This is a genomic window from Janthinobacterium sp. SUN211 (assembly GCF_030587315.1).
Taxonomy (GTDB): domain Bacteria; phylum Pseudomonadota; class Gammaproteobacteria; order Burkholderiales; family Burkholderiaceae_D; genus Janthinobacterium; species Janthinobacterium kumbetense.
In genome coordinates, this window is sequence record NZ_JAPWIC010000001.1 from 1,160,975 (window position 1) to 1,186,649 (window position 25,675).

At 63.8% G+C, this 25,675-nt stretch carries 26 protein-coding genes; 11 read left to right on the forward strand and 15 right to left on the reverse strand.

Annotation, left to right across the window (positions count from 1 at the left end):
- Window positions 1–11: 11 nt before the first annotated feature.
- From O3301_RS05045 to O3301_RS05065, 5 genes are all read left to right on the forward strand, one after another.
- Window positions 12–2,630 (forward strand): putative Ig domain-containing protein, encoded by a 2,619-nt coding sequence (locus tag O3301_RS05045; RefSeq protein WP_305055741.1) that lies wholly within the window; start codon window positions 12–14, stop codon window positions 2,628–2,630.
- Between the two features lie 137 nt (window positions 2,631–2,767).
- Window positions 2,768–3,205, forward strand: a complete 438-nt coding sequence (locus O3301_RS05050; RefSeq protein ID WP_071076812.1) for an MbcA/ParS/Xre antitoxin family protein — start codon at window positions 2,768–2,770, stop codon at window positions 3,203–3,205.
- A gap of 2 nt (window positions 3,206–3,207) precedes the next feature.
- Window positions 3,208–3,915 (forward strand): RES family NAD+ phosphorylase, encoded by a 708-nt coding sequence (locus O3301_RS05055; RefSeq protein ID WP_305055742.1) that lies wholly within the window; start codon window positions 3,208–3,210, stop codon window positions 3,913–3,915.
- 44 nt (window positions 3,916–3,959) lie between these two features.
- Window positions 3,960–4,280: a DUF2288 domain-containing protein gene (locus tag O3301_RS05060; RefSeq protein WP_251348370.1), complete on the forward strand. Its 321-nt coding sequence runs from the start codon at window positions 3,960–3,962 to the stop codon at window positions 4,278–4,280.
- 106 nt (window positions 4,281–4,386) lie between these two features.
- Entirely contained in the window at window positions 4,387–5,625 is a 1,239-nt protein-coding gene (locus tag O3301_RS05065; protein ID WP_305055743.1) for a hypothetical protein, read from the forward strand.
- Between the two features lie 72 nt (window positions 5,626–5,697).
- On the opposite strand, the gene O3301_RS05070 is transcribed toward O3301_RS05065, so the two are convergent.
- The 5 genes from O3301_RS05070 to O3301_RS05090 form a co-directional block, all read right to left on the reverse strand.
- On the reverse strand, window positions 5,698–5,871 hold the full coding sequence (locus O3301_RS05070; protein WP_305055744.1) for a hypothetical protein: 174 nt from the start codon (window positions 5,869–5,871) through the stop codon (window positions 5,698–5,700).
- Window positions 5,872–6,211: 340 nt separating this feature from the next.
- On the reverse strand, window positions 6,212–6,934 hold the full coding sequence (locus O3301_RS05075; protein WP_099667581.1) for an ABC transporter ATP-binding protein: 723 nt from the start codon (window positions 6,932–6,934) through the stop codon (window positions 6,212–6,214).
- 10 nt (window positions 6,935–6,944) lie between these two features.
- The gene (locus tag O3301_RS05080; protein ID WP_099667580.1) at window positions 6,945–8,888 is read right to left on the reverse strand and encodes an ATP-binding cassette domain-containing protein; all 1,944 of its coding nucleotides are present in this window, start codon (window positions 8,886–8,888) and stop codon (window positions 6,945–6,947) included.
- A gap of 7 nt (window positions 8,889–8,895) precedes the next feature.
- The gene (locus O3301_RS05085) at window positions 8,896–9,786 is read right to left on the reverse strand and encodes a branched-chain amino acid ABC transporter permease (protein ID WP_034782923.1); all 891 of its coding nucleotides are present in this window, start codon (window positions 9,784–9,786) and stop codon (window positions 8,896–8,898) included.
- An 85-nt stretch (window positions 9,787–9,871) separates the two neighbouring features.
- Window positions 9,872–11,029 carry an ABC transporter substrate-binding protein gene (locus O3301_RS05090; protein ID WP_046682990.1) on the reverse strand — a complete coding sequence of 386 codons (1,158 nt, stop codon included), beginning with the start codon at window positions 11,027–11,029 and terminating at the stop codon, window positions 9,872–9,874.
- A 345-nt stretch (window positions 11,030–11,374) separates the two neighbouring features.
- Here O3301_RS05090 and O3301_RS05095 point away from each other — a divergent pair, with 345 nt between their 5' ends.
- Window positions 11,375–12,250 carry a hypothetical protein gene (locus tag O3301_RS05095; protein WP_305055745.1) on the forward strand — a complete coding sequence of 292 codons (876 nt, stop codon included), beginning with the start codon at window positions 11,375–11,377 and terminating at the stop codon, window positions 12,248–12,250.
- Between the two features lie 9 nt (window positions 12,251–12,259).
- Window positions 12,260–12,658, forward strand: a complete 399-nt coding sequence (locus O3301_RS05100) for a hypothetical protein (protein WP_289910423.1) — start codon at window positions 12,260–12,262, stop codon at window positions 12,656–12,658.
- Between the two features lie 12 nt (window positions 12,659–12,670).
- On the opposite strand, the gene O3301_RS05105 is transcribed toward O3301_RS05100, so the two are convergent.
- Window positions 12,671–13,159: a tetratricopeptide repeat protein gene (locus O3301_RS05105; RefSeq protein ID WP_305055746.1), complete on the reverse strand. Its 489-nt coding sequence runs from the start codon at window positions 13,157–13,159 to the stop codon at window positions 12,671–12,673.
- Window positions 13,156–15,189 (reverse strand): bifunctional 2',3'-cyclic-nucleotide 2'-phosphodiesterase/3'-nucleotidase, encoded by a 2,034-nt coding sequence (locus O3301_RS05110; protein WP_305055747.1) that lies wholly within the window; start codon window positions 15,187–15,189, stop codon window positions 13,156–13,158. Before O3301_RS05110 ends, O3301_RS05105 begins: the two co-directional genes overlap by 4 nt.
- Between O3301_RS05110 and O3301_RS05115 the strand changes: the two genes are divergently transcribed.
- The 4 genes from O3301_RS05115 to lysS all read left to right on the forward strand — a co-directional run bounded on the left by O3301_RS05115 (window position 15,188) and on the right by lysS (window position 18,742).
- A complete protein-coding gene (locus O3301_RS05115) occupies window positions 15,188–15,475 on the forward strand; it encodes a hypothetical protein (protein ID WP_171984906.1) in 288 nt (95 codons plus the stop codon). The genes O3301_RS05110 and O3301_RS05115 overlap by 2 nt on opposite strands.
- Window positions 15,392–16,496, forward strand: a protein-coding gene (gene prfB / locus O3301_RS05120; protein WP_139143151.1) for a peptide chain release factor 2 whose coding sequence is annotated in 2 segments (ribosomal slippage) — window positions 15,392–15,472 and window positions 15,474–16,496 — 1,104 coding nt in all. Because the reading frame shifts where the segments join, the coding sequence is not laid out codon by codon here. The genes O3301_RS05115 and prfB overlap by 84 nt, the downstream gene beginning before the upstream one ends.
- 2 nt (window positions 16,497–16,498) lie before the next feature.
- Window positions 16,499–17,194, forward strand: coding sequence for an HAD family phosphatase (locus tag O3301_RS05125; protein WP_305055748.1), 696 nt, complete (start codon window positions 16,499–16,501; stop codon window positions 17,192–17,194).
- Between the two features lie 18 nt (window positions 17,195–17,212).
- A complete protein-coding gene (gene lysS / locus O3301_RS05130; RefSeq protein WP_099667574.1) occupies window positions 17,213–18,742 on the forward strand; it encodes a lysine--tRNA ligase in 1,530 nt (509 codons plus the stop codon).
- 72 nt (window positions 18,743–18,814) lie between these two features.
- Here lysS and O3301_RS05135 read toward each other — a convergent pair whose 3' ends face one another.
- Genes O3301_RS05135 through O3301_RS05170 form a run of 8 tightly spaced genes read right to left on the reverse strand, consistent with a single transcriptional unit; the run spans window position 18,815 to window position 25,637 of the window.
- Window positions 18,815–19,816: a Gfo/Idh/MocA family protein gene (locus O3301_RS05135; protein ID WP_305055749.1), complete on the reverse strand. Its 1,002-nt coding sequence runs from the start codon at window positions 19,814–19,816 to the stop codon at window positions 18,815–18,817.
- A gap of 12 nt (window positions 19,817–19,828) precedes the next feature.
- Window positions 19,829–20,842, reverse strand: coding sequence for a porin (locus O3301_RS05140; RefSeq protein WP_305055750.1), 1,014 nt, complete (start codon window positions 20,840–20,842; stop codon window positions 19,829–19,831).
- Window positions 20,839–21,837: a D-glycerate dehydrogenase gene (locus tag O3301_RS05145; protein WP_289910434.1), complete on the reverse strand. Its 999-nt coding sequence runs from the start codon at window positions 21,835–21,837 to the stop codon at window positions 20,839–20,841. The genes O3301_RS05140 and O3301_RS05145 overlap by 4 nt, the downstream gene beginning before the upstream one ends.
- A gap of 20 nt (window positions 21,838–21,857) precedes the next feature.
- On the reverse strand, window positions 21,858–22,832 hold the full coding sequence (locus O3301_RS05150) for a sugar kinase (protein WP_305055751.1): 975 nt from the start codon (window positions 22,830–22,832) through the stop codon (window positions 21,858–21,860).
- Window positions 22,829–23,575: a sugar phosphate isomerase/epimerase gene (locus tag O3301_RS05155; protein ID WP_305055752.1), complete on the reverse strand. Its 747-nt coding sequence runs from the start codon at window positions 23,573–23,575 to the stop codon at window positions 22,829–22,831. The genes O3301_RS05150 and O3301_RS05155 overlap by 4 nt, the downstream gene beginning before the upstream one ends.
- A complete protein-coding gene (locus O3301_RS05160) occupies window positions 23,572–24,306 on the reverse strand; it encodes an amino acid ABC transporter ATP-binding protein (RefSeq protein WP_305055753.1) in 735 nt (244 codons plus the stop codon). Before O3301_RS05160 ends, O3301_RS05155 begins: the two co-directional genes overlap by 4 nt.
- Window positions 24,293–24,943, reverse strand: a complete 651-nt coding sequence (locus O3301_RS05165; protein ID WP_251348358.1) for an amino acid ABC transporter permease — start codon at window positions 24,941–24,943, stop codon at window positions 24,293–24,295. The genes O3301_RS05160 and O3301_RS05165 overlap by 14 nt, the downstream gene beginning before the upstream one ends.
- A gap of 1 nt (window position 24,944) precedes the next feature.
- The gene (locus O3301_RS05170; protein ID WP_305055754.1) at window positions 24,945–25,637 is read right to left on the reverse strand and encodes an amino acid ABC transporter permease; all 693 of its coding nucleotides are present in this window, start codon (window positions 25,635–25,637) and stop codon (window positions 24,945–24,947) included.
- Window positions 25,638–25,675: the final 38 nt, after the last annotated feature.

Genomic DNA, 25,675 nt, shown 5'->3' on the forward strand with positions numbered 1-25,675 from the left:
AGAGTTTCGCCATGAAAAAAATCATTCCCCCGCATCACCGTCACGGGCGCCTGCTGCTGGGCGCCACAACCGCCCTCCTGCTGGCCGCTTGCGGCCCCGGCCAGGAGACTTCCACGCCGCCCGCCGCCATCGCCACGGCAGCGACACAGTTCACTGTCGAGGTGCCCGTCGTCCCCGCCGCCGTCGGCGCGCTGGTGGTGCAACCGATGTTCCATGCGGCCCCGGCCCTGCTCGATGCGCCTGACGGGCGCGACAGCGCCAACAGCAGCGGCTCGGCCCACTGGCGGCCGCACTTGCAAAACGTGCCCGGCGCCATGCGGGAAATGACCACGCGCCGCCTGACGGCGCAAAAAATCGCCGCCTCGGAACAGGCGGCACAGGATATCGCCCCCTTGCTGGACGGCGGCGCGGGCGACATCGCCGCACCCATGGCCGGCAGCAGCGTGGTGGCGACCTATTCTCCCGCGCAAATCCGCGCCGCCTACGACTTGCCCGCCCTGCCGGCGGCCGGCACGGCGCTGACGCCAGCCCAGGCGGCCCAGCTGGGCGCGGGACAGACGATCTACATCGTCGACGCCATGCACAACCCGAACGCGGCGGCCGAACTGGCCATCTTCAACCAGAAATTCGGCTTGCCCGGCTGCACCACCAAGGCTATCGCCACAAATGCCACCCTGCCCCTGCCGCCCGCCCCGGCCAGCGGCTGTGAATTTTCTGTTGTCTACAACACGCCATCGAGCACCATGACGGCCACGGCACCCGCCTATAACTCGGGCTGGGCCATGGAAATCGCGCTCGACGTGCAGTGGGCGCATGCCACGGCGCCACTGGCGCGCATCGTGCTTATCGAGGCGCCCGACGCTTCCATCAACAGCCTGCTGGGCGCCGTGCGCCTGGCCAACCAGATGGGGCCTGGCGTCGTGTCGATGAGCTTTGGCGCCGCCGAAGGCAACTGGACAGCTTCCGTCGACAGCGCCTTCACGGGCAAGAACATGAGCTACCTGGCCGCCACGGGCGATTCGGGCAGCGGCGTGTCCTGGCCGTCCGTGTCATCCAACGTCCTGGCCGTGGGCGGCACCACGCTCAGCTACAGCGGCAGCGGCGTGCGCAGCGAAACGGCCTGGTCCGGCACGGGCGGCGGCATCAGCGCCTATACGGCACTGCCCACCTACCAGACGGCCAGCGTGCCCGGCCTGACCAACTTGCTGCGCCGCAACGTGGCCGACGTGGCCTTCAATGCCGACCCCGCCACAGGCCAGTACACGGCCGTGATGACGCCCGGCAGCAGCACCGCCAGCTGGCTCAGCATTGGCGGCACCAGCCTGTCCACGCCGCAATGGGCCGGCCTGGTCGCCATCGCCAACGCCAGTCGCGCGCTGCAAGCGAGGGCGGCGCTCGGCCTGCCGCACAACATCTTGTACGGCCAGATCGCCAGCGTGCCCGGCACCTTTGCCAGCAGCTTTGCCGACATCACGCGCGGCAGCAACGGCACCTGCAGCGTGTGCACGGCCAGGGTCGGCTATGACCCGCTGGGCGGCCTGGGCACGCCGAACGTGAAAAGCCTGCTGGCCGGCCTGTCGGGCATGCAGATTGTACCGACCGCGCCCGTGGTGGCGCCGGCCAGCATCAGCGGCGCGGCCGGCAAGCCGCTGTCGTTCACCGTCTCGGCCAGCGCTGCCAATCCCCTCAGCTACAGCATGCTGGGCGCGCCGGCCGGCATGAGCATCGCCGCCATGGGCGTGGTCAGCTGGGCCGCCCCCGTCGCGGGCACGTATGCAGTGACCATGGTGGCCAAGGATACCGTCAGCGGCCTCAGTGGCCAGGGCGTGTACGCCATCGTCATTACCCCCGTCGCGCCGCCCGTCGTCGGCGCCGGCGCCATCACGGGCAAGGTTGGCACGGCCCTGGCGTTCAATGTCAGCGTCTCCGCCCCCAATCCCGTCAGCTACACGCTCGCCGGCGCGCCGGCCGGCATGATCATCAGCAGCGCCGGACTGGTGAGCTGGGCCGCGCCCGTGGCCGGCACCTACGCCGTGACCGTGACCGCCACGGACAGCAAGACTGGCCTGAGCGGCAAAGGTATCTATACGGTGGCCATCGCCGCCCCGCTGCCCCCCGTCGTCACGGTGGCCAGCGTGAGCGGCAAGCCGGGCGTCGCGCTGTCATTCACCGCCACGACGGTGGCGCCCAACCCCGTCACCTACAGCCTGTCGGGCGCGCCGTCCGGCATGGCCGTCAGCGCCGCCGGCGTCGTCAGCTGGGCCAACCCCGTGCTGGGCAACTACAGCGTGACCGTCATCGCCAAAGATAGCAAGACGGGCTTGACGGGCCAGGCCGTGGCCACGGTGAAAATCGCCGCCGCCGGCCCCACGATCAGCGCCGCCGCCATGACGGGCGTGGCCGGCAAGGCCATGAGCGGCAGCATCGTGCTGACGGCTCCCGGCGCGAACGCCCTGTGGATCTCCATCCTCGGTGCGCCGCTTGGCATGCAGTTTTCCATGAGCGGCATGACCATCACGGCCACCTGGCCGCAACCGGTGGCCGGCAGCTATGCGCTGAAGGTCGTGGCGCTGGACAGTAACGGCTTGACGGCGCAACTCAACGTACCCGTCACCGTCACGGCCAGATAAGCGAACGGGGCCCGCCAACGGGGCGCACCGGGACTCCCGTCCTGGTGCGCCCCGTTTTGCATGCGCGCGGCCGTTGCAACGAATCCAGAAAAGGAGTATAAATAGTCCACATACAGAGTTTTAATGAAGGATATGTCATGAATCTCGCCTACGCCTACCCCAAGAGCCGCTTCGAGCCGGCCGTGCTCGTCGACCTGAATGCCAAAGCCGAGCGCGAGCGATTGTCGCAGGCGGCCTTGAAAGGGTTTTTCAAGCTGGCCGCCGCCTGGAAGCTGCGCGACGACGATGCGCGCGAATTGCTGGGCGGCCTGTCCAGCAGCGCCTGGTACGAGTGGAAGAAGCACCCGGACCGCGTGCTGGAAGTGGACCGCATCACGCGCATTTCCTATTTGCTGGGCATCTACAAGGCCTTGCACATCCTGTACGGCGACAAGCTGGCCGACGAATGGGTAAGTTTGCCCAACAAGAATCCCATCTTCGGCGGCCGCACGCCCCTGTCGCAGATGCTGGCCGGCGGTTTGCTGGCCATGCAGACGGTGCGCAAGCTGCTCGACGCGCGCCGCGGAGGGCTGTGATCGTGCCTGCCGCCCCGAATGAGCACCTGCCGCCGCTGGCCGCCTTGCGCCAGATCGACACTTGCCGCCTGATTCCCTCGCGCTTCGCCGACATGGAAGACTCCGTGCTGGCGCCCCTGGCCGAGAACGACGATCACCTGCGCGAGCTGTTCGAGCTCGACAACGCGACCAACGCGCGCCTGGTGGCCGAGTACGGCGGCGCGCCAGGAATTGGCGTGGACGAGCTGGTTTTTGGCGTGCCGCACTTCCGCATCATCAACGCCGCCTACACGTATGCCCGCCCGGAAGGGGCGCGCTTCAACGATGGCGAACGGGGCGCCTGGTATTGCGCCTTCGACATGCCAACGGCGCTGGCCGAGATCATTTTCCACAAGGCCGTGGAATACCAGGAAATCGACTATTTCGACGACAGCGTCAACTACCAGTCGCTGCTGGCCGATTTTTCCGCCAGTTTCCACGACTTGCGCGGCCAGCAGCGCTACCAGGCTTGCCTGGACCCGGCCAGCTACATCGCCTCGCAAGACCTGGCCGCCATCCTGCTCGAAGCCGGCTCCATGGGCGTGATCTTCCCCAGCGTGCGTCACGCCAGCGGCACCAACCTGGCCTGCTTCCGTCCTGCCCTGGTGGGCAATGTTCGCAAAGGCGCCGCCTATCGGTTAACATGGCGGGGTACGCCGACGCCGCAGGTGGAAGCCTTGCCAGGCAAATAAACCGCGCGCACCGGCACCCGACTCACCGCAACCAGATATTTCGCATGCAAACCAATCCTGAAAAAGACACCGAACTGCGCCTCAAAGTGAACAGCGAAACGGCCCGCCTGGCCTGGAGCGAGCTGGAAAAGCATTTCGCCCAAGGCAACGTCGTCTGGGTCGCCAATGAACTGGACCTAGTCGAAGTGGCCGTGCGCATCTCGCACGACGACAAGGCCACCATCACGCAATGGATGGTCGATGGCAAGGTCGCCAAGGTGTCGGACCAGCAGGCGCTGGACTGGCAGGCAGCCGATGCCGCGCTGTGGGCCGTCGTCGTCAGCCCGTTCATTCTGGTGCAGCAGGAAAAGCCCACCAAGCACTGATGCCTACAGGCTGCGCTCGAGCATCAGGCGCAGCGATGCATGCCCGAGACAAAATCGTCCGATCTCGGTGCATCGCCATACACGCTTTACAGAAGGTCGCAACGTTATGTTTAATCATTTTGCCTTCTTGATTTTAGAGCGATTAAATGGACGCAAGTTGGCCGTATCGTTTGGTGAGTTTTCGGGCACATCCGAACGCACTTGGCGAACCCGCTTTAAGCATGGATGGGTGCCAACCGAGGAGGATCGCAAAAATCTCGGCAAAAGAACCAACGCTGCGCTGACCAAGCAAATGATTGATATCGGAGGGTGGTCCGCCGATGAGGCAAGCACCATTCTTGCGCAATACCCATCTGTCAGGACCGGTAAATTTTTGCCAACTGCTGATCTCATTTACAGTTTGAGTCCCAATCATGGAAAGTATTGTCAGGAAACGCTAGCTCTGGCGGAACACTTCGACCAAGATTGCGCAGCGCTCAGTGACGCCATTACCTTGCACGATACTGCCCTGGTACGTGACGTGTTGATCACTATGCTAGATTGGCTGCAGTCGTTCTGCCTAGAGGAGGCCGATATCGACGAGGCGCGTGTGCTGCGCGCACAGCTTAAGCTCGATTCGGATGTTGATGCATTGCTGGAGACAGCCAAGCCTTTGAATGACGCACTGCTCCTCCATATATTGTCATGCTGGGATGTGGAATTCTGTGCTGGTTACTTTGGCAATACTATGCAGGCCTATCCACTTTTTCAGCTGGTGATGCCCCGCTTTGATCCCCGCATTGATTTCGATCATGAGACAGGACAACTCTCGAAAAATGGCAAGCAACCTAAAAAGGGGGTTTTCAACACCGCGACCTCGCGTCTGTTTGATTTCTTATTTGTGCTTGTAGCCTGGAGGCGTGACCGACGTTTGCCCGAAAACATGCCTCGGGTGAAGGACTTCGTAGCCTGGTCTGGCGAAAGCGAGGCACGCCTGATAAGCTGGCGCGACGAGACTACGCGCTTCACAATACGCCAGCTGGAATGCTTGTGGACAACCGTGATCAAGCCGGACAGCAACGGCATTTACCTGTCAATGCCATTGCCTATGTTTTTCTGCTCACATCTATGGAGTCCGCTCCTGACCCGAGAGAAGGGTCGCGCCACCGCCTTGCTCGATTGTACAGACAGCTATGGGGCCTGGTGGAAGCGGAACCGGGACCGTTTGGTCACCAAAGGCCTGCAATTCGGCGTGCAGGCCTGGCCTAGCTATCTTACGTCTCAAGAAGCTGAAGGCAAATCATTTGCATCCTTCTGCGCCTCCCAGTCCGCCGGTCGCTCATCCTCTCCCCACGACTGCCAGTAGGCATCATTATTCGGGTTCATCTGATTGCTATGGTTATCGCGTTCCTGTTGGCTTGTCATGTCCGCGCTCCCTTTACTTGACACCTGGCTTGCCAGAATTATTGGCAGCTGCTGCCTGAAGGCGGCCAACGTAGCTGCCTTTAGGGACGCTGCCGCCGGTCGAACGGGCAACGGCTGCCTGTACTCGCGATGCCGCACGGGTTGTGGTGAGTGTCGACGGTTTTTGATTGTGCTTTGCTTTGGTCATGATGTCCTCAGTGATTCGGTTAGGTAACTGCGCTGAAATCAGCAAATGCAGTGTGCCGTATCGTGATGGATTTTTAGTTCCAGAATTCGGAAGCCCGGCGTCGTCGCCATTGACTTGGGTGTTCGTGAATCACAAGTCCCGGCAAATGAAAACGCGATAGATGATTTGCCGCCGGTAGCGTAGACCTTCTTGATTCATAATTCTGGGTAAAGGAGACTTCGACAGGTTCTGTTGAGCACCCATAAGTCCGGCCAGGCAGGCGATGAGTGCCTGGCAGAACACTACATTGCGCAACGCAGAGAATTTGACAATGCGCAGCAAGCGCATTGTCCAGCCATGCTCAATGCCCGCCGCCCAGATAGGCCGCGATCACCTTCGGATCATTTTTCAGGCTTTCCGCCGGCCCGTGCACGGAAATGCTGCCGTTTTCCAGCACATAGCCGTAATCGGCCACGTTCAGGGCGGCGGCGGCGAATTGCTCGACCAGCAGCATGGTCACGCCTTCCGCCTTCAAGCGCGTGATGATGCGGAAGACTTCTTCCACCAGAATCGGCGCCAGGCCCATCGACGGCTCGTCCAGCAGGATCACTTCCGGGTTCAGCATCACGGCGCGGGCCATGGCCAGCATTTGCTGCTCGCCGCCCGACAAGGTGCCGGCCAGCTGGTCGCGCCGCTCCTTCAGGCGGGGGAACAGTTCCAGTGCCTTGTCCAGGTCGCCCTTGATGTCGCCTTTCGGGCGCGCCCGCGTAAAACGGGGAAAGGCGCCCAGCAGCAGGTTGTCCGTCACCGACATCGAGGCGAACACCCTCCTGCCTTCCGGCGAATGGGCCAGTCCCGCGCGGGCGATGCGGTGCGAATCGAGCCCCGTGACATCCTTGCCGCCCAGGGTGACAGTGCCGGATTTCGGTTTGAGCATGCCGGAAATGGCGCGCATGGTGGTGGTCTTGCCGGCCCCGTTCGAGCCGATCAGGGTCACCAGCTTGCCTTTAGGGACGTCGAGCGAAATGCCGTGCAAGACTTCGACTTTGCCGTAGGCGGCGTGCAGATTGTTAATGGTCAGCATGGTCTTCCTCTCAGTGCGCCGCTGGCGCCAGGGTTTCGGCGCTGCCGCCCAGGTAGGCTTCGATCACTTTCGGGTCGCCCTGGACAAGCGCGGGTGCGCCTTCGGCGATCTTCTGGCCGAAGTCCAGCACCGTCACCACGTCCGACAGGGCCATCACCACGTCCATGTGATGCTCGATCAGGATGATGGTGATGCCGTGCTCGCGGATCTTGCGGATGATGGCCATCAATTCCTTGATGTCGGGCGCCGTCAGACCCGCCGCCGGCTCGTCGAGCAGCAGCAGGCGCGGGTTCAGGCCCAGCGCGCGGCCGATTTCCAGCAGCCGCTGCTTGCCGTACGGCAAATTGCGCGCCTCTTCGTTGGCCAGGTCGGCCAGGCCGACGAATTCGAGGATGCTGGCGGCCCGCTCGCGCGCCGCCTTCTCTTCGCGCTTGTAGCGGGGCGTATGCAGCATCACGTCCAGCACGTTCGACTTGAACGTGTTGTGCAAGCCCACCAGCACGTTTTCCGTCGCCGTCATCTCGCCGAACAGCTGCACGTTCTGGAAGGTGCGCGCCACGCCGCCCAGGGCGATTTCGGACGGCGTGCGGCCGGAGATCACCACGCCGGCAAATTCCACCTTGCCCGCCGTCGGCTTGTAGATCCCAGTCAGCACGTTCATCATCGTGCTCTTGCCCGAGCCGTTCGGCCCGATCAAGCCGTGCACGGAGCCCTGCGTGACGTTCAAGTCCACCTGGTTCAGTGCTTTCAGGCCGCCGAACTGCATCAGGGCCTGCTCCACGCGCAGCAAGGTCGCGCCCTGCTGCCCGCCCTGGGCGTGGTCGAACGGCGCCACGCCGTGCGAGGCGACGGCTTCCACATGGCGCCGGCCCTTGCCGATAAAGCTCATCAGGAAGCCGACGATGCCATCCTGCAGATAGTACACGACAAATAAGGTCATCAGGCCGAAGATGGTCAGGCGCCAGTCGACCATGTTTTCCAGCTTGTACGAATACGCGGCCAGGCCGATGGTGGCCACCAGGGGCACGAGCACGCCGCGCACGGTGGAGCGCTTCTTCGCCAGCATGATGATGGATCCGATCACGCCCAGCACGGCGGCGCCGACGGCGATCTTGCGGAACAATTCGATGTCCGACAGCAGGCTGGGCAGCATGACGACGATCAGGGCGCCGATCAGCGCGCCCGAACGCGTCTTGCGTCCGCCCATGATGACGGCCAGCAAGAACAATATCGTCAGTTCGAAGTTGTAGGTATTGGGCGAAATGTACTCTTCCGAATACGCATACAGGCTGCCGGCCAGTCCCGCGAAACCGGCGCTGATGACGAATGCATACACCTTGTAGCGATACACGGATACGCCCATGCAGTCCGAGGCGATGGGGCTGTCGCGCAAGGCTTCGAAGGCCCGGCCCAGGTTCGATTTCAGAATGCGGTGCACCACCACCAGCGAGATCACCAGCAGCGCGGCGACCATGTAGTAGTACTCGACCTCGGAAAGCTTGTGGCCGAACAGGACGGGCTTGTGGATCTTGATGCCCATCGGCCCTTCCGTCAGGAAGCTCATCTCATTGATCAGGATTTGCACGATGGTGCCGAAGGCCAGGGTCACCATCGCCAGGTAGGGCCCCGTCACGCGCAGGGCCGGCAAGGCCAGGATGGCGCCGAAGACGGCCGCACCCAGGATGCTGGCGGGGATGGCCAGCCAGAACGGCGCGCCCAGCTTGAACACCAGCACGCCCGTGGCGTAGGAGCCGATGCCGAACAGTCCCGCGTGGCCCAGCGACACCTGCCCCGTGTAGCCGACGACGATATCGAGACCGAACAGCAGGATGGCATAGATCAATATGGTCTCGGCCAGGTGGATGTAATATGGGTTCGGGATGACGATGGGGAACAGCGCGAGCACGGCCAGTCCCGCCGCGCTCAACGCCAGCATGGTGATTTTCTTGTTCATGTCGTCCTCAGACTTTCTTGATCGCGGCTTTGCCGAACAGGCCGGACGGCTTGATGGCCAGCACCAGCAGCAGGAGCAGCAGGCCTGGCACTTCCTTGTAGCCGGTGGAGATGTAGTAGCCGGTGGTCGTCTCGGCGATGCCCAGGATCAGCCCGCCGACGATGGCGCCTACGCCCGAGGTCAGGCCGCCGATGATGGCGACGGCAAACGCTTTCAAGCCCAGCGAAGCGCCCATGGTCGCGCCCGTCAGGGTCAGCGGCGCCACCAGCACACCCGCAAAGGCGGCCGTGGCCGACGACAGCGCATAGGAAAAGGTGATGACCATGCCCGTGTTGATGCCCATCAAACCGGCCGCGTCGCGGTCGTTGGCCGTCGCCACGACGGCCTTGCCATAGATCGACTTGCGGTTGAATACTTCCACGGCCAGCATGATGGCCAGCGCGCCGACGATGACGGCCACCTGCATCTGCTGCACATTGGCGCCGAATACCTGGAACGGCGCGGCCGACAGCGGCGACGGGAACATCAGGTCATCCTTGCCCCAGATGTTTTCCGCCACGTTCTTGAAAATGATGGCCAGCGCGATGGTCGACATGATCCAGCCGAATTCGGACTTGATCTTGATGGCGGGCCGCACGCCTATCCATTCGACGAATACGCCCTGCAAGGCGCCGAAGACGATGACGATGGGGATCATCAGCAGATAGCTCATGTACGGCCCGCCATGGATGGTGCCCACCAGGGAGAGGCCCACGAGCGCGCCCAGCATCAGGGATTCGCCCTGGCCGAAATTGAGGGTGCCGGAAGTGGCAAAGGTCAGCTGGTAGCCGAAAGCGATGACGGCATAGATCATGCCCAGCGCGATGCCGCTGAAGACGAGCTGCAGGAAGATTTCCATGGTATTCCCCGGAAGACGAAAGATGAAAAAATGGCCAGTCCTGATTCCTCAAGGCTGGCCACTGCGCGGCGACTGTCCGCCAGGCTTATTTCGCGAGGACGACCTTGCCGTCCTTGACTTCGCCAAACACGGTCAGGTCGGCCGTGATCGCTTCATGGTTGGTCTTGCTGAACGGTTTGTTGTAGGTGGTGACGGCGCCTTCCACCTTCTCGTTCAGGTTTTCCAGCGCGGCGCGCACTTTCGGGCCGTCCGTGCCGCCCGCCTGCGTGATGGCCGCGGCCAGCAGGTAGATGGAATCGTAGCCTTGCGCGGCCGAGACGGCCGACGGCATGCGTCCGCCCGATGGCTTGTAGGCGGCCACGTAGGCATCGATGAAGGCCTTGCGCTTCGGCGTGCTGGCGTCCTGGATGAAGGTTTGCGGCATGCGCGTGCCGTTGCCGTTCTTGCCCGCGTTGTCGATGAAGTTACCCATGGCCAGGGTCCAGCTGCCGATCAGCGGCACTTTCCAGCCCAGTTTTTCCATGCCGTTGGCGATCTGCGCCAGTTCCGGGCCGATGCCGTAGGTCAGCACGACTTCCGCCCCCGCCTGCTTGGCTTTCAGCAGCTGGGCCGTCATGTCGACGTCCTTGATGTTGTATTTTTCCACGACGACGGGCTTGATGCCCTTCTTGTCGAGCGCCTTTTCCAGGTCTTCGCGGCCCAGTTGGCCATAGTTGGTGGAATCGGCCAGGATCGCCACTTTCTTGAACTTGCGGTTTTCGATCGCCTCGTGCACGATCATGCCGGACTGGATGGTGTCATTGGCCGCATTGCGGAAAATGTAGTTTTCCGGCTGGTCGGCAAATTGCTTGGTGACGATGGAACCCGTCGCCACATTGTTCATGACGGGAATCTTCGCTTCCTGGTAGAAGCGCTGCGAAGCGAGGGCCACGCCCGTGTTGATGTAGCCGACGGTGGCGGCGACCTTTTCCTTGTTGATCAGCTCCTGGGCGATCTGCACGCCGCGTTCGTTCTTCGCTTCGTCATCGCGCTCGATGAGCAGCAGGGAACGACCCAGCACGCCGCCTTTGGCATTGATTTCAGCGACGGCCAGCTTGACGCCGTCGCGCATCGACACGCCCATCGGCGCGGAACCGCCCGTAAACGGTCCGGACACGCCGATCTTGATGGGGTCGGCTGCGACTGCCGCCTGCGAGAAACCCAAAACCAAACTTGCCACGAGCAATTTCTGTTTCAAATTCATTGTCATCTCCTCTGATACAACGTTTTTAATGCCACTTATTTTTATAGTCGTACGCTGGATAACCGCCCCATCGATAAATCATTGTAGGTGAGTAAACATGCACCAGCAACAACTACATATGACGCGTCGCAACATGCGGAAAAGCCGCAATTGCAGGCCTGTTGTCAGTCTTTTGTAAGGAAAATATGGCGCAAATTGACACAGGTGCTACACCATGACACACGATGCATATGTCTGATCTGCGTCAAAAGTATGGTGATGTAATGGTGATATGGTCATTGAACCAGGGTCAACCGTCCATGGCGGCAATCCCTTCCCTACCATGGAGACCCTATGCGCCAGCCCATGACAAGCATCTGCGCCTGCCTGCTGATCGCCGGCATGAGTAGTGCCTGCAAGAACTTCACGCCGGTCGACAAGTTCGCGGGACAGACGGTGGCGATAACGGAAGTATTCAAACCCATGCTGACCCACTCCATGAGCAGTTGCACCAATAATGTACGGCGCAACAGCATCATCACCGACCGCCCCTACGTTGCGCAGGAAACAGAACAGGACCTGCTCCGGCGCTGCAAGGACTATGCGGCGCAGTTGGCGGGCACAGCCGAACTGAACGATGTATTGAAACGCTACGCGGAAGTACTTGCCGCGCTGGCCAACGACAAGCTGGCGAACTACAAGGAGGAGATCGGCGCCCTTGGCGGTTCGCTGGGCGCCTTGCAGCAGTCCGGCGGCATGGCGCCGGTGCTCGACGCCGACCAGCTGGACAAAGTCACACGCCTGAGCGCGCTGATCAGCCAGATCGTCACGCAGCAAAGACAGCAGTCGGGAATCAACGAACTGCTGGCGCGCGAAGACGATATTTATATCATCAGCAATGCGCTAAAAAAATATGCGCAGCAAAACTACCAGGCCAATCTGCACGACGAGAGCCTGACGCTGGCATCCCTGAATCGCTCGCTCGACAACGCTGCCGCCAGGGAACCCGTGACCAGCAACTATCTGAAGGCCAAGCTCTACCTTGACGGGCGGCAGTTGCAGGAGCGTGGCAAGGTCATCGACGCCTATCTTGCCGCCATGACGGAATTGCAAAACAGTCTCAGCACCTTGCGTGCCAAGTCCATGCAAGACCCGGCATTGAAGCGTCAACTGGGCACTTTTGCCAAGCAAGTCGATACCCTGCAAAAGCAGGCCGCCAATTATTCACCATCCCCCTGGTAGGAGTCGGACATGGGCAACGTTATCGCACTCGATGAAAAACAAACCACGGAAATCGCCGACAAGCTGGCACAGGCCTCGAACCAGGTACTGGAGCTGCGCATCGCGCTGACCGACCGCACGCCGCCGACGCCGTCAGCCGTGCTGCATGATCTCAAGCAATATGAAAGCCACCTGGATCAGATGGTGTCCTTTTTCCGCGCCCACGGCATCTACCTGATCAACCAGAGTGCGCAGCAGGCATTAACCAATGTGAACACGGCCATCGACCAAGGCAGGAAAACCGTGGCCGACATCGGGCACACGCACGCGGCCATCAAGGCGGCGGCAGGCCTGCTGGACCTGGCCGCCGCCCTGCTGTCGCGCAACCCGCTGGCCATTGCCGAGGCTGCAAATAGCCTGCGAACCTGACCTGGCGAACAATCACGGCTCTGCGGCCCTGTGCCCCATCGCATGCGTGGCCATCTTCAAGTACAGGTTTGCCTGTTCCTCGCTGTGCGCATAGCCCATGCGCCCTTCGGCCAGGGCGACGGATTTCTGCTGCAGCGCTTCCGGGTATTCCAGGTCGCAGGCGGCGTCCAACCAGAAGCGCGCCTGCTCCTGGTCAGTCTCCAGCAGCATGTTTGCCACGATGAACATGGCGGGCGCCACGCCGCGTTGCGCGGCCAGTTCCAGCCAGCGCAACGCGGCGGCGCTGTCCTGCGGGCCGCCCATGCCGTTCTTGTGCATCAAGCCCAGGTAGTAGGCGGCAGGACCGCCGCCCTGCCCCGCCGCGTGCTCGAACAGGGCGCGCGCCTGCGGCTGGGTCGCCTCGCCCGCGCGCATCAAGACCTTGGCCTTGGCCGTGACATCCGGCCCTGCCGATGCCAGCGGCGATACGGCCAGGGCGACGGCAAACACCCATGCCTTCATTTCGACAGGTCGAGCTGATACAGCGCAAAGCCCTTGCCGGCGCCATCATCAAGCTTCAACTGCGTGACGTTATCGATGCCGGCCGCCTTCGCCAGCTCGATCACGTTCGGCGCGGAATGGAAGACCACAGGCCCTTTCGTGGCAACCCTGGCGAAGCGCCAGCTGCGCGCGGAACCGTTTTTCGCGCGCGTCAGGTGTTTCTGCTGCGTGACGTAGGCGATCAGCAGTTCGCGGTTGTTGTCGGGCGACGCCACCACCGTCTTGCTGCCGTCGAGGCCGGGGAAATTGCCGCCGCCGCTGGCGCGGTAGTTATTTGTCGCGATGAGAAATTCCTGGCTGGCGTCCACCGGCTTGCCCTTGAACGTCAAGCCCTGGATGCGATGTCCCGGCGGCTGCGTGACGTCGATCTGATAGCGCACGTCGGCGCTCGTAAGCGTGTCGAAGTTATAGCTCGGATGCGCCGTGTTGACCAGTTCCTGCGGCTCGGTCTTGTTGACATCGATGGTATTGAAGCGCCGCGCCGACTGCTCCAGCCAGGCCTTCAATTCGACGCCATTCATCTTCACGCCGTACAGCGCGTTTGGATACAGATACAAATCAGCCGCGTTGTTCAGCGCCACATTGCCCGCCTTGACGTCCGTGTAGTCGGACACGCCGGCCGAGCCGCTCTTGAACGGGGACGACATCGACAGCACAGGCAAATGCGCATATTGCGGCAGGTTCGCCTTCACGTAAGCGGCCAGGTAGCCCGCTTGCGCCTGGTTCACCACTTCGATGGCGCTGACGTCGCCCACGTCGGCAAAATACGTCGACATGCGGAAGTCCGTGGCGCCGACCGGTGTCTGCACGTAGGCGATCGTCGCTGCGTGCTCCTCGGCCACCAGTGCGGCGATGGCTGCGTCGGGCTGGACGTAACTCTTGTCCGCATTCTGGATGCCGCGCGCTTCCACCGTCGTGGCGCTCTTGTCGACCACCCATTGCTTGCCGTCGTGGCGCAGGCGCAAACCGATCACGCCCAAGTGCTTGCCCCACAAATTGGCCATCACGGTGGGCACGCCGTTAACCAGCCCTTTGACCTTGTCGACGCCGGGCAAATTAAACTGCGGCACCGTGCTGGCCGCGTTCGGAAACAGCTGGTGCGAGTGGCCGATCAGCATGGCGTCCACGCCCGACACTTGCGACAGGTAGTAATTGCCGTTTTCCATGGTCGGCGAATACGGGCTGTCATCGAGCCCGCCGTGCGAAATGGCCACCACCAGCTCGGCGCCTCTGGCGCGCATCTCGGGGATGAATTTTTCCGCTGTCTCGCGCACGCCCTGCGTGTAGACGCGGCCTTCCAGCCAGCGCTTGTCCCAGGCCATGATGGTGGGCGGCGCAAAGCTGATGATGCCCACCTTCACGCTGCTCGTCACCGGTTTGCCATCGGGGCCGGTGGCCGTGATCTGCTTGTCGATGATGTGATATGGCGCAAACAGGGGCTGGCCCGTCTTGACGCTGTAGACGTTGGCCAGCACTTGCGGGAATGCGGGACCGGCGCAGCGCGGTTTGCTGGCGTCGACGCTGTCGACGTCGAAGCGGTTGCCCGTCACCTGGCTCAAAAACGCCAGGCCGTAGTTGAATTCGTGGTTGCCGATGCCGCCGCCGTCCACTTTCAGCAAGTTCATGGCCTTGTAGATGGCCAGGGTCTGGTCGCAAGCCAGCGGCTTGACCAATGCCTGGTAGTCGGCCAGGGCCGTGCCCTGGATGGTGTCGCCGTTGTCGAGCAAGAGATTGTTCGGGAATTCGGCACGCGCCTGGGCGATCAAGGCCGCCGTGCGTTCCAGGCCGATCGACGGTTCCGCCTGCAGCTTGTAGTAATCATAACTGAGCACATTCGCGTGCAAGTCCGTCGTCTCCAGCAGGGCCAGGGTGGCGCTGCTGCCGGCCGGCGCGGCCGATGGCGACCGGGCGGGTCCCGTGGCGGCGGGCGGCAAGGCGCCGCAGCCGGCCAGCAGCAGCGGTAACAGGGCGAGACGGGGAAGTTGAAGCATGATGTATTCCTGTGGAAAGACAATATCGCCAGCATCATACGCAGCACGGCAGCCCCTATCAAGGCAAAAATATTGTCGCAAATACAGCAAAATCGTCATTTTATTGCCCCGTGCGGCAGCAATTGCGCCGCGGCGGCAGCGGAAACGCGCCGCGCTCGCGTATAATTCAGGGTTTGATTTCACCATAGAAGACCAGAACATTATGGAAGCCGAACGCATCAATATCATCTCCGCCCTGCTCAACGACCTGACGGTCCGCGAAGCCGAACTTCGGAGGTATCTTTGACTTCACTGTCAAGTCGGAGAAACTAGAACAAGTCAACGAAGAGCTGGAAGATCCAACCGTCTGGAACGATCCCAAGCGCGCCCAGGACCTCGGTAAAGAGAAGAAGGCACTGGAAGCCATCGTCTTCACGCTCGCCAAGGCCGATGCCGACCTGCGCGACACCCGCGACCTGTTCGACATGGCCCGCGAAGAAGGCGATGACGAGACGCTCGAAGCGATCGAGCAGGACGTGCAGGAAATCCGCAAGGTCATCGAAAGCATGGAATTCCGCCGGATGTTCAACAATCCGATGGACCCGAACAACTGCTTCATCGACATCCAGGCCGGCGCCGGCGGTACGGAAGCCCAGGACTGGGCCTCAATGCTGCTGCGCCAGTACCTGCGCTATTGCGAACGCAAGGGCTTCAAGGTCGAAATCCTGGAGCAGTCCGACGGCGAGGTCGCCGGCATCAAGACGGCCACCCTGAAGGTCGAGGGCGATCACGCCTACGGCTTCCTGCGCACGGAAACGGGCGTGCACCGCCTGGTGCGCAAGTCGCCATTCGACTCGGCCAACGGCCGCCACACCTCGTTTACGTCGCTGTTCGTGTATCCGGAAGTCGACGATTCGATCGAGATCGACGTCAACCCGGCCGATATCCGCGTCGACACCTACCGCGCGTCGGGCGCCGGCGGTCAGCACATCAACAAGACCGACTCCGCCGTCCGCATGACCCACGCGCCGACCGGCATCGTGGTGCAGTGCCAGAACGACCGTTCGCAGCACCGCAACCGCGCCGAAGCGATGGAAATGCTGAAAGCGAAGCTGTACGAGCATGAACTGCGCAAGCGCATGAGCGAGCAGCAGAAGCTGGAAGACTCGAAGACGGACGTGGGCTGGGGTCACCAGATCCGCTCCTACGTGCTGGACCAGTCCCGCATCAAGGACTTGCGCACCGGTTTCGAGACGGGCAATACCAAGGGCGTGCTCGATGGCGACATCGACGACTTCATCTCCGCCTCGCTCAAGCAAGGCGTGTAAGGATGAACGCATCCGCTCCGGTGCAGCGCGCCTTCCTGTTCGACATGGATGGCACGATCGTCGACAACATGGCCTTCCACATGACATCGTGGCTGGCGTTCTTTGAACGCCACGGCCATGCGCTGGACGCGGACGCCTTTTTCCGCGACACGGCGGGACGGCAGGGGCACGAAATCATCGCCAAGTACCTGGGCGCGGATGCCGACCATGTCACCCTGCTGGCGGAAAAGGAAGTCGTCTACCGCGAACTGTATGGCCCGCACCTGGCCACGGTGCCTGGCTTCGACCGGCTGATCGCCAGCGCGCGCCAGGCTGGCGTCGGGCTGGTGGTGGGCACGGCCGCGCCGGACGAGAACATCGCGTTCACGCTCGACGGCCTGGACCTGCGCCACCGCTTCGACGCCATCGTCGGCGCCGCCGACGTGGAACGGGGCAAGCCGCACCCGGACGTTTTCCTGAAAGGCGCGCTGCTGGCCGGCGCGCTGCCGCAAGACTGCATCGTCTTCGAAGACGCACCCCTGGGCGTGGAAGCGGCGCGCCGCGCCGGCATGCGGGTCGTGGTGCTCACCACCACCCTGCCGGCCGAGGCGTTTGCCGCCTTCGACAACGTCATTGCCATCGTGCCGGATTTCTCCGCACTCGACGTCGACGCACTGTTTGCCAGCGTGGCGCCAGCGCTGGCGCCACATCATCAATAATCACCAACGAAGAACACCATGACTACGGATATCCAAGAACAAGCCGCCGCCCCCGATGAAAACAAGATCATCGCCGAGCGCCGCGTCAAGCTGGCAGCACTGCGCGAACAAGGCGTCGCCTTCCCGAACGATTTCCGCCCCGAGCACAAGGCGGCCGACCTGCACGCGCAATACGGCGGCAAGACGCGCGAAGAGCTGGAAGCCGAACCTGTCACCGTGGTGCTGGCCGGCCGCATGATGCTCAAGCGCGAAGCGGGCAAGAAAGCCGCTTTCGCCACCCTGCAAGACGCCTCCGGCCCGAAGGCCGACGGCCGCATCCAGATCTACGCCACCTTGGACCTGACCGGCGAAGCTGCCATGGCCGCCCTGCACCACTATGACCTGGGCGATATCCTGGGCGTGACGGGCACCCTGTTCAAGACCAAGACGGACGAACTGACCATCAAGGTCACGGAACTGCGCCTGATCACCAAGTCGCTGCGCCCGCTGCCGGACAAATTCCACGGCCTGGCCGACCAGGAAACGAAGTACCGCCAGCGCTACGTCGACCTGATCATGAACGAAGAGACGCGCCGCACCTTCAAGGCGCGTACCGCCGCCATCTCGTCGATCCGCCGCTTCATGGAAAAGAACGAGTTCATGGAAGTGGAAACGCCGATGCTGCACACGATTCCGGGCGGCGCCGCGGCAAAACCGTTCATCACGCACCACAATGCGCTCGACATGCAGATGTTCCTGCGCATCGCGCCCGAGCTGTACCTGAAGCGCCTGGTCGTGGGCGGCTTCGACCGCGTGTTCGAGATCAACCGTAACTTCCGCAACGAAGGCGTGTCGATCCGTCACAACCCTGAATTCACGATGATGGAATTCTACGCGGCCTACACCGACTACAAATGGCTGATGGACTTCACGGAAGCCGTCATCCGCCAGGCCGCCATCGATGCGCACGGCACCGCCACCCTGACCTACGGCGGCCGCGAACTGGATCTGGCAAAACCGTTCCACCGCCTGACCATCGTCGAAGCGATCAACAAGTATGCTCCAGGCTACACCGCCGAGCAGTTGAACGATGCCGAATTCATCAAGGAAGAGCTGAAAAAATTCGGCGTCAAGCCATTCGCCACGGCCGGCCTGGGCGCGCTGCAACTGGCGCTGTTCGAAGAAACGGCGGAAGCGCAGCTGTGGGAACCGACCTACATCATCGACTACCCGGTCGAAGTGTCGCCACTGGCGCGCGCTTCCGACACGGTGGCCGGCATCACGGAACGCTTCGAGCTGTTCATGGTGGGCCGCGAAATCGCCAACGGCTTCTCCGAGTTGAACGACGCGGAAGACCAGTCGGCCCGCTTCCTGGCGCAAGTCGCCGCCAAGGACGCCGGCGATGAAGAGGCGATGTTCTACGACGCCGACTACATCCGCGCGCTGGAATACGGCATGCCGCCAGCCGGCGGCTGCGGCATCGGTATCGACCGCCTGATGATGATCATCACGGATTCGCCGAACATCCGCGACGTCCTCCTGTTCCCTCATCTGCGCCGCGAAGAGTAATCACGGACGCAAGCCGATAAAAAGCCGCCTGGTCTCCCGATCAGGCGGCTTTTTTACTTCTACGGCCGGCCGTCAGGCGTCCAGGGTCACGCGCTGGTGGCTGCGGCTGGCCTGCTGCGCCGCCAATGCGGTGGCGAGCGCACGCATGCCGTCGTCGCCGGTGGCGGCCGGCAGCCCCTCGCCGCGCATGGCGCGCTGGAAGGCGCGCACCGAGCGCACGTACAGGTTTTCATGCTCGACGGGGATGTCGACCTTGCCGCTGTCGCGCGTCAGGGTAATGCTGCCGACGGGGCGCTGCGTCATCACGCCGGTGGCGAAGATGGTGCCCTTGGTGCCGATGATTTCCACGCCGGACAGCGAATGCGGCGCATTGAACGCATCGTGCACCTGCACCAGGGTGCCGTTGTCGAACTCGATGACGGCCATCAGGCCCTCTTCCAGCCCGGCCACCGTCATGCCGCCGCTGGTGGCGCAGGCAGTGACGTGGCGCGGCTCCGCATCCAGCAGGAAGCGCAAGGTGTCGACGTCGTGCACGAACATGTCGAGCGTGACGCCGCCCGACTCCGGCGCATCCAGGCGCCAGCCGCGCAGGTGCTGCGGCAGGTTATTCGCGTGCAGCACGCGGCAATACAGGGGCTGGCCGATCTCGCCGGCGCGTATCAGCTCGCGCACCTTGCCGTGGCTGGCGGCGTTGCGCAGGTGGTGGTTAATTCCCAGCACCACGCCCGCCTCGGCGCAGCCGTCGACCATGCGGCGGGCGTCGTCCAGGTTCAGCGCCAGCGGCTTTTCGCACAGCACGTGCTTGCCGGCACGCGCCGCCTGCAAGGTCTGCGCCATGTGCCATTCATTGGTGGTGCTGATGTACACGGCGTCCGCGCCCGGATGCGCCAGTGCCGCATCGAGGTCCGTATAGCTGGCGGCGATGCCGAACTGCTCGGCAAAGGCGGCGCCGCGCGCGGCGTCCTTGCTCACCACGGCCAGCACTTCCGCGTCGCCCTGCTGGCGGATCGCGTCGACCATCCATTCGCGCGCCACGGTGCTGGCGCCGACCAGTATCCATCCGATTTTCTTCATTCGATTCTCCCGTTAAAAAGTGTGGCGCAGGCCGAGGTTCCAGGCCTGGTTGCCGGTGCCGTTGTCGGTGGCGTTGCCCACCACGTAGGCGGCGCCGTTGCGGTTGTCGATATGCGCGTATGCCGCGTACAAGGTGCTGCGCTTCGACAGCGCGTAGGTGTAGCCGATGCCGACCTGGGAAGCGTCGCCGTTGGCGGCGCGCCGGTCGTCGCGCCGCACGTACGAGAACAGGACGCGGTGCGGGCCAAAAGGCACGGTGGCGCCCAGCATCAGGTCCGCGCTGTCGACCGTGGTGGCGGCGCCCGCCGTGCTCTTGCTGACGGCGACGGCGCCATGCGCCTTGACCACGCCGAAGTCCCAGGTGGCGCCCAGCACCGTGTTGCGCGCCCTGCCCGCCACCAGCGCGTTTGACAGGGTGTTGGCATCCTGGTGCGCCAGGCGCACATACAGAGGCCCGCTGGCATAGGTGGCTGCCGCGCCCGTGTAGCGCCTGGCCGAAGCATCACCGGGCACTTCGCCGAAACCGTACGCCAGTTCGCCGGAAAGGCCGCCGCGCACGGGCGAGCTGTAGGTGATGCTGTTGTCGACGCGGCTGATGTAGCCGGCCGTGAAGACGTTGCTCATCCTGCCCGCAAAACCCAGGTAGAACGGGTCCAGCGCCCCCAGGCTGCTGTCGATGAACGTGTACTGGCGCCCCAGCCGCAGCGTGCCCGCCGCGCCGCCCAGGCCGACGAAGGCCTGGCGCCCGAACAGCAGGCCGCCCTGGGCCGAAGCGCCCGTGTCGGCCAGTATGCCCGCATCCATCGTAAACAGCGCCGTCATGCCGCCGCCCAGGTCTTCGCTGCCCTTGAAACCCAGCCGCGAGCCATTGGCGATGCCGCTCGTCACCTTGAGCACCCTGCCGCCGGCGCCGCCGCTCTCGGACACCACGCCCATGTCCATGATGCCGTACACGGCCACGTTCGACTGCGCGCAGCACAAGCCGCTGCCGGCGCCGATGATCATTGCCCCTACTACCTTCTTCATGTCTTGCCCTGTCTATCTTCTTGTGAAAACTGTCCCTGGCTCACCAGGTGGCGCGGACGCTCGCCGCGCAAACCGGCCAGCAGGTTGTCCACGGCCTGCTGCGCCATGGCGTAGCGCGTTTCGTGCGTGGCCGAGCCGATATGCGGCAGCGCCACCACGTTCGCCATGTGCGGCAGCGGATTGTCCGGCGCCAGCGGTTCGCGCTCGAACACGTCGAGACCGGCGCCGTGGATGGTGCCCTGCTGCAGCGCCTCGATCAGCGCCGCCTCGTCGACGATGCGCCCGCGCGAACCGTTGATGAAGATGGCGCCGGGGCGCATCAGCGCGAACTCGCGCCGGCCCATCATGCGTTCCGTCTGCGCCGTCAGCGGCAGCACCACGCAGACGAAGTCCGACCCGGCCAGCAAGTCGTCGAGCGCTACCTGGCGCGCGCCCAGCGCCGCCTCCACCTCGGGCACGGCTTCGCCGTTCACATACAGCACCTGCATGCCGAAGCCCAGCGCGGCGCGGCGGGCGACGGCGCGGCCGATGCGGCCCATGCCCAGCATGCCGATGGTCTTGCCATGCACGTTGATGCCGTACTGGCTTTCACCCACGCTGCGCGTCCAGCGTCCCGCCTTGACGAATTCGGCCAGTTCGACGACGCGCCGCGCGCTGGCGAGGATCAGCGCGAAGATCGTGTCGGCCGTCGTTTCCGTCAGCACGTCCGGCGTATTGGCCAGCAAGATGCCCCGTTCGCGCAAATAATCGACGTCGAACTGGTCGACGCCCACCGAAATGGTGGAGATGATGCGCAGCCCTTCCGCCGGGTCCAGCAATTCGCGGTCCAGGCGCACGCTGGCGCCAAGCAAGCCGTGCGCGCCGCGGATGGCGGCGGCGAATGCGGCGCGGTTGCCCGCATCGATCGCCTCGAAATACGTCACCTCGCATTCGGCGCGCAGGCGCGCCAGCAGCGGCTCGGCCAGTTTTTTGTACACAACCACATGTTTTTTCACGAGTATTTCCCCTGTATGGTTCAAGATGGGACCAGCGCGTCGAGCTGGGCGCGGGTCGGCAAGCCTTCCATGTCGCCGGCCACCTGGATGGCGAAGGCGCCGACCCGGTTGCCGCGCCCCACCGCCTGCGCCAGCGGCAAGCCTTCCAGCAAGGCGCTGACCAGGCCGGCCGCGAAGCCGTCGCCGGCGCCCACCGTGTCGACCACGTTGGCCACGCGCTCGCCCGGCACCATGCCGCTGTCGCCCTCGGCCGTGCGGTAATAGGCGCCGTCGGCGCCCAGCTTGACGACCACCAGCCGCGCGCCACGCTGCAGGTAAAAGCCGGCGACGTCGTGCGGCAGGTCGTGGCCGGTGAGGATTTTTCCCTCCCCCAGGCCGGGCAGCACCCAGTCCGCCTTGGCGGCGAGGCGGTTGATCTGTTCGACCATGACGGCTTGCGACGGCCACAGCGAGGGCCGCAGGTTCGGGTCGAACGACACGCTCCGGCCATGAGCGCGCATGAAGTCGAGCGCCTGGCCGGCGAACGCCAGGCTGGTCTCGGACAGCGCCGCGGCCACGCCCGTGGCGTGCAGGTGGCGCGCGGACAGGAAATAGGCGGGGTCGAAGTGCTCGGGTGCCAGCCGGCTGGCGGCGGACCCCTTGCGGAAGTATTCGACCAGCGGATCGGCGCCGTTCTCGGCCTTTTCCTTGAGCAGGAAGGCGCTGGACTGGCCGGCGACGGTGACGACCCGGCTGCAATCGACGCCTTCGGCCTGCACGCTGGTGCGGATGAAGCGGCCGAAAGAATCGTCGCCCACCCGGCTCAGCCAGCCGACCCGCAAGCCCAGGCGCGCCAGGCCGATGGCGACATTCGTCTCGGCGCCGGCCAGGCGGCGCGTGAAATGCGCCACGGCCGCCAGGTCGCCCGTTTGCTCGGCAACGAACATCGCCATCGCCTCGCCATAGGTGACGACGTCGAGCGCGTGCGCCCCTTGATTCGCTTCCTGCGCCATCATGCTGCCTCCAGCATCTGAATGTAGCGGCCCGTTTCGGCCACCAGGTCGGCGCCCTCGAGCGGGAATTCGATGGCCCGCTGCACGCCCGGCGCGAAATGCGCGAAGACGGCGCGCCAGGCCGGATCGGCGTCGGAAACGGCGCAGGCGGACAGCCTTCCGCCGTCGTCAAGGACAGCCTTGCAATGCACATAGCGCACGTACGGCGCCAGCAGGCGCGCCGCCTGCTGCGCATCCTCGCCCACCCAGCGCCAGTTGCCGATGTCGAAGGTCAGCCCCACCGGCAGCCCCGCTTCGTCCGCCGCCGCCAGGAAGCGCGCCATAGTCGCCAGCTTGCCGCCGTGGGCCGTCTGGTCGTTTTCCACCAGCAGCGCCACGGGCGCGGCCGCCAGTTGGGCGTGCAAGGCCGCCAGCTCCGGCGCGGCCGGGTAATGACCGAGCGACACCTTCAGGTAGCGCGCGCCCAGCCGCGCCGCCTCGTCCAGCATCTGCTGCAGCAGCGCGTGCTGCGGCAAGCCGTCCGCACCCCACAATTCGATGGGCGTGGAATACACGCAGTACAGGCCGCGCGCGGCCACCGCCGCGCCCATGCGCGCCAGGTCCGGCAAGTCGGACGTAAACAGTTCGCGGCGGATCTCGATGCCGGCGCCGCCCGCATCGGCCACCACGTCGATGAACTGGCTTTGCCCCAGCTGCCTTACCCTGCTTGCGCCGTAGGCCGACGCGGCCACCAGGACGGGGCTCACTTGATCGCTCCCGCGCCGACGAACTGGCGCGCTTCGGGCGTCTGCGGATTGCTGAAAAAGGCTTCCGACGGCCCGCTCTCCCACACCAATCCCTGGTGCATGAAGATGGTGACGTCGGCCATGCGCCGCGCGAACTCCATCTCGTGCGTCACCAGCAGCATCGTCATGCCCGCCTGCGCCAGCTCTTCCATCACCTTCAGCACTTCCTGCGTCAATTCCGGGTCGAGCGCCGACGTCACTTCGTCGAACAGCATCACCTGCGGCTCCATCGCCAGCGAGCGGGCGATCGCCACGCGCTGCTGCTGGCCGCCCGACAGCTGCTCGGGATAGGCTTCGCGCTTGTGGTCCAGGCCCACCTGCTTGAGCACGCGCAGCGCCGTGGCCCGGCCCTGGGCGTCGGGCACCTTCTTGACGATGCGCGGCGCCAGCATGACGTTTTCTTCCACGGTCAGGTGGGGAAACAGGTTGTAGCTCTGGAAGACCATGCCGACATCCTTGCGCAAGTCGAGCAGATGTTCCTGGCGCGCCGTCAGCGTGTGGCCGGCCACGACGATGCTGCCGCTGTCGATGGTTTCCAGGCCATTGATACAGCGCAACATGGTGCTCTTGCCGGAGCCGCTGCGGCCGATCACGGCGATCACCTGGCCCCGCTCGACGGCGAACGACACGCCCTTGAGCACGTGGTTGGCGCCGAAGCTCTTGCTGATATGGTCGATTTCAACGATGGGCATGGAATTTCCTTTCCAGTGAATGGCTGTAGCGCGACAGCGGATAACACAGCGCGAAGTAGATCAGGGCGACGATGGGGAAGACGATGAAAGGCAGGAAGGTCGCATTGCTGACCAGTTGCCCTGCCCGCGTCAGTTCCACCACGCCGATGATCGAGGTGATCGAGGTGTTCTTGATGATCTGCACCATGAAGCCCACCGTCGGCGGCAGCGAATGGCGCAGCGCCTGCGGCAGGATGACGTAGCGCAGCTGCTGGTAGCGGTTCAGCGCCAGCGCGGCGGACGCCTCCCACTGCTGCCGCTGCACGCCTTCGATGCAGCCGCGCCAGATCTCGCCCAGGTAGGCGCTGGCAAAGATCGTCATCGCCGCGCCGGCCGCGATGACCGGCGACAGCTTGTAACCGAACAGGGCCAGCCCGTAATAGGTCAAAAACAGCACGATCAGCACGGGTGTGCCCTGGATCAGCTGGATGTACAGGGCGCTGATACAGCGCAGGAATCGGCTGCGCGCCGTGCGCAGCAGCGCCACCGCGAAGCCGGCGATGCCGCCCGTGATAAAGACGATCAGCGACAGGCCGATGGTCCAGCGCGTGGCCTCGAGCAGGAATTGCAGGTTATCCCAGGAAAAGTCACTGATCATGTCATGCTCCCATGCGCACCGCGCCCAGACGGCGGCGGCGTTTGAAGACGATCTGGCCCAGCACCCAGAAGCTGAAGCGGAACAGCAGGGCCAGCAGGATGTACAGCACCATCACGACGATGTAGATCTCGAAGCTGCGGAAGGTTTCCGCGTCGAGCAGGTGGGCGGCGGCGGTCAGCTCTTCGGCGGAAATGGCCGACACGACGCTCGAGGCGAGCATCATCAGCGTGAACTGGCTGGCCAGCGCCGGATACACTTTTTCCAGCGCCGGCAGCAGCACCACGTGGCGCATCACCTGCCAGCGCGTCATGCCCAGCGCCTGCGCCGCTTCCAGCTGCGACGGATGCACGGCGCCGATGCCGGCGCGCACGATTTCCGCCGCGTAGGCGCCCAGGTTGACCGTCATGGCGACCAGGGCGGCGCCGTTCGCGTCGAGCTGCAGGCCCAGCGACGGCAAGCCAAAGTAGATGATGAACAGCTGCACCAGGAACGGCGTGCTGCGGATCACCTCGACATACGCGCGCACCGCCGCGCGGGCATAGGCGGGACCGTTCTTCAGGATGACGGCGGCGCACACGCCCACCGCCAGCCCCAGCACCATGGACAGGGCGCTCAGGCGTATCGTCAGCGCCGCGCCCCACAGCAGGCGGTCCAGCGATTGCATGACGAGTTCGAAATGAAATTCATACGGCATACTCAACTCCTTGTCTACGTGCGCATCCCCGGCCGCGC

Coding starts and splice junctions, on each gene's coding strand:
- O3301_RS05045 (WP_305055741.1), top strand. CDS start 12: ATGAAAAAAATCATTCCCCCGCATCACCGTCACGGGCGCCTGCTGCTG.
- O3301_RS05050 (WP_071076812.1), top strand. CDS start 2,768: ATGAATCTCGCCTACGCCTACCCCAAGAGCCGCTTCGAGCCGGCCGTG.
- O3301_RS05060 (WP_251348370.1), top strand. CDS start 3,960: ATGCAAACCAATCCTGAAAAAGACACCGAACTGCGCCTCAAAGTGAAC.
- O3301_RS05065 (WP_305055743.1), top strand. CDS start 4,387: ATGTTTAATCATTTTGCCTTCTTGATTTTAGAGCGATTAAATGGACGC.
- O3301_RS05070 (WP_305055744.1), bottom strand. CDS start 5,871: ATGACCAAAGCAAAGCACAATCAAAAACCGTCGACACTCACCACAACC.
- O3301_RS05075 (WP_099667581.1), bottom strand. CDS start 6,934: ATGCTGACCATTAACAATCTGCACGCCGCCTACGGCAAAGTCGAAGTC.
- O3301_RS05080 (WP_099667580.1), bottom strand. CDS start 8,888: ATGAACAAGAAAATCACCATGCTGGCGTTGAGCGCGGCGGGACTGGCC.
- O3301_RS05085 (WP_034782923.1), bottom strand. CDS start 9,786: ATGGAAATCTTCCTGCAGCTCGTCTTCAGCGGCATCGCGCTGGGCATG.
- O3301_RS05090 (WP_046682990.1), bottom strand. CDS start 11,029: ATGAATTTGAAACAGAAATTGCTCGTGGCAAGTTTGGTTTTGGGTTTC.
- O3301_RS05095 (WP_305055745.1), top strand. CDS start 11,375: ATGACAAGCATCTGCGCCTGCCTGCTGATCGCCGGCATGAGTAGTGCC.
- O3301_RS05100 (WP_289910423.1), top strand. CDS start 12,260: ATGGGCAACGTTATCGCACTCGATGAAAAACAAACCACGGAAATCGCC.
- O3301_RS05105 (WP_305055746.1), bottom strand. CDS start 13,159: ATGAAGGCATGGGTGTTTGCCGTCGCCCTGGCCGTATCGCCGCTGGCA.
- O3301_RS05115 (WP_171984906.1), top strand. CDS start 15,188: ATGATGTATTCCTGTGGAAAGACAATATCGCCAGCATCATACGCAGCA.
- O3301_RS05110 (WP_305055747.1), bottom strand. CDS start 15,189: ATGCTTCAACTTCCCCGTCTCGCCCTGTTACCGCTGCTGCTGGCCGGC.
- O3301_RS05125 (WP_305055748.1), top strand. CDS start 16,499: ATGAACGCATCCGCTCCGGTGCAGCGCGCCTTCCTGTTCGACATGGAT.
- lysS (WP_099667574.1), top strand. CDS start 17,213: ATGACTACGGATATCCAAGAACAAGCCGCCGCCCCCGATGAAAACAAG.
- O3301_RS05135 (WP_305055749.1), bottom strand. CDS start 19,816: ATGAAGAAAATCGGATGGATACTGGTCGGCGCCAGCACCGTGGCGCGC.
- O3301_RS05140 (WP_305055750.1), bottom strand. CDS start 20,842: ATGAAGAAGGTAGTAGGGGCAATGATCATCGGCGCCGGCAGCGGCTTG.
- O3301_RS05150 (WP_305055751.1), bottom strand. CDS start 22,832: ATGATGGCGCAGGAAGCGAATCAAGGGGCGCACGCGCTCGACGTCGTC.
- O3301_RS05160 (WP_305055753.1), bottom strand. CDS start 24,306: ATGCCCATCGTTGAAATCGACCATATCAGCAAGAGCTTCGGCGCCAAC.
- O3301_RS05165 (WP_251348358.1), bottom strand. CDS start 24,943: ATGATCAGTGACTTTTCCTGGGATAACCTGCAATTCCTGCTCGAGGCC.
- O3301_RS05170 (WP_305055754.1), bottom strand. CDS start 25,637: ATGCCGTATGAATTTCATTTCGAACTCGTCATGCAATCGCTGGACCGC.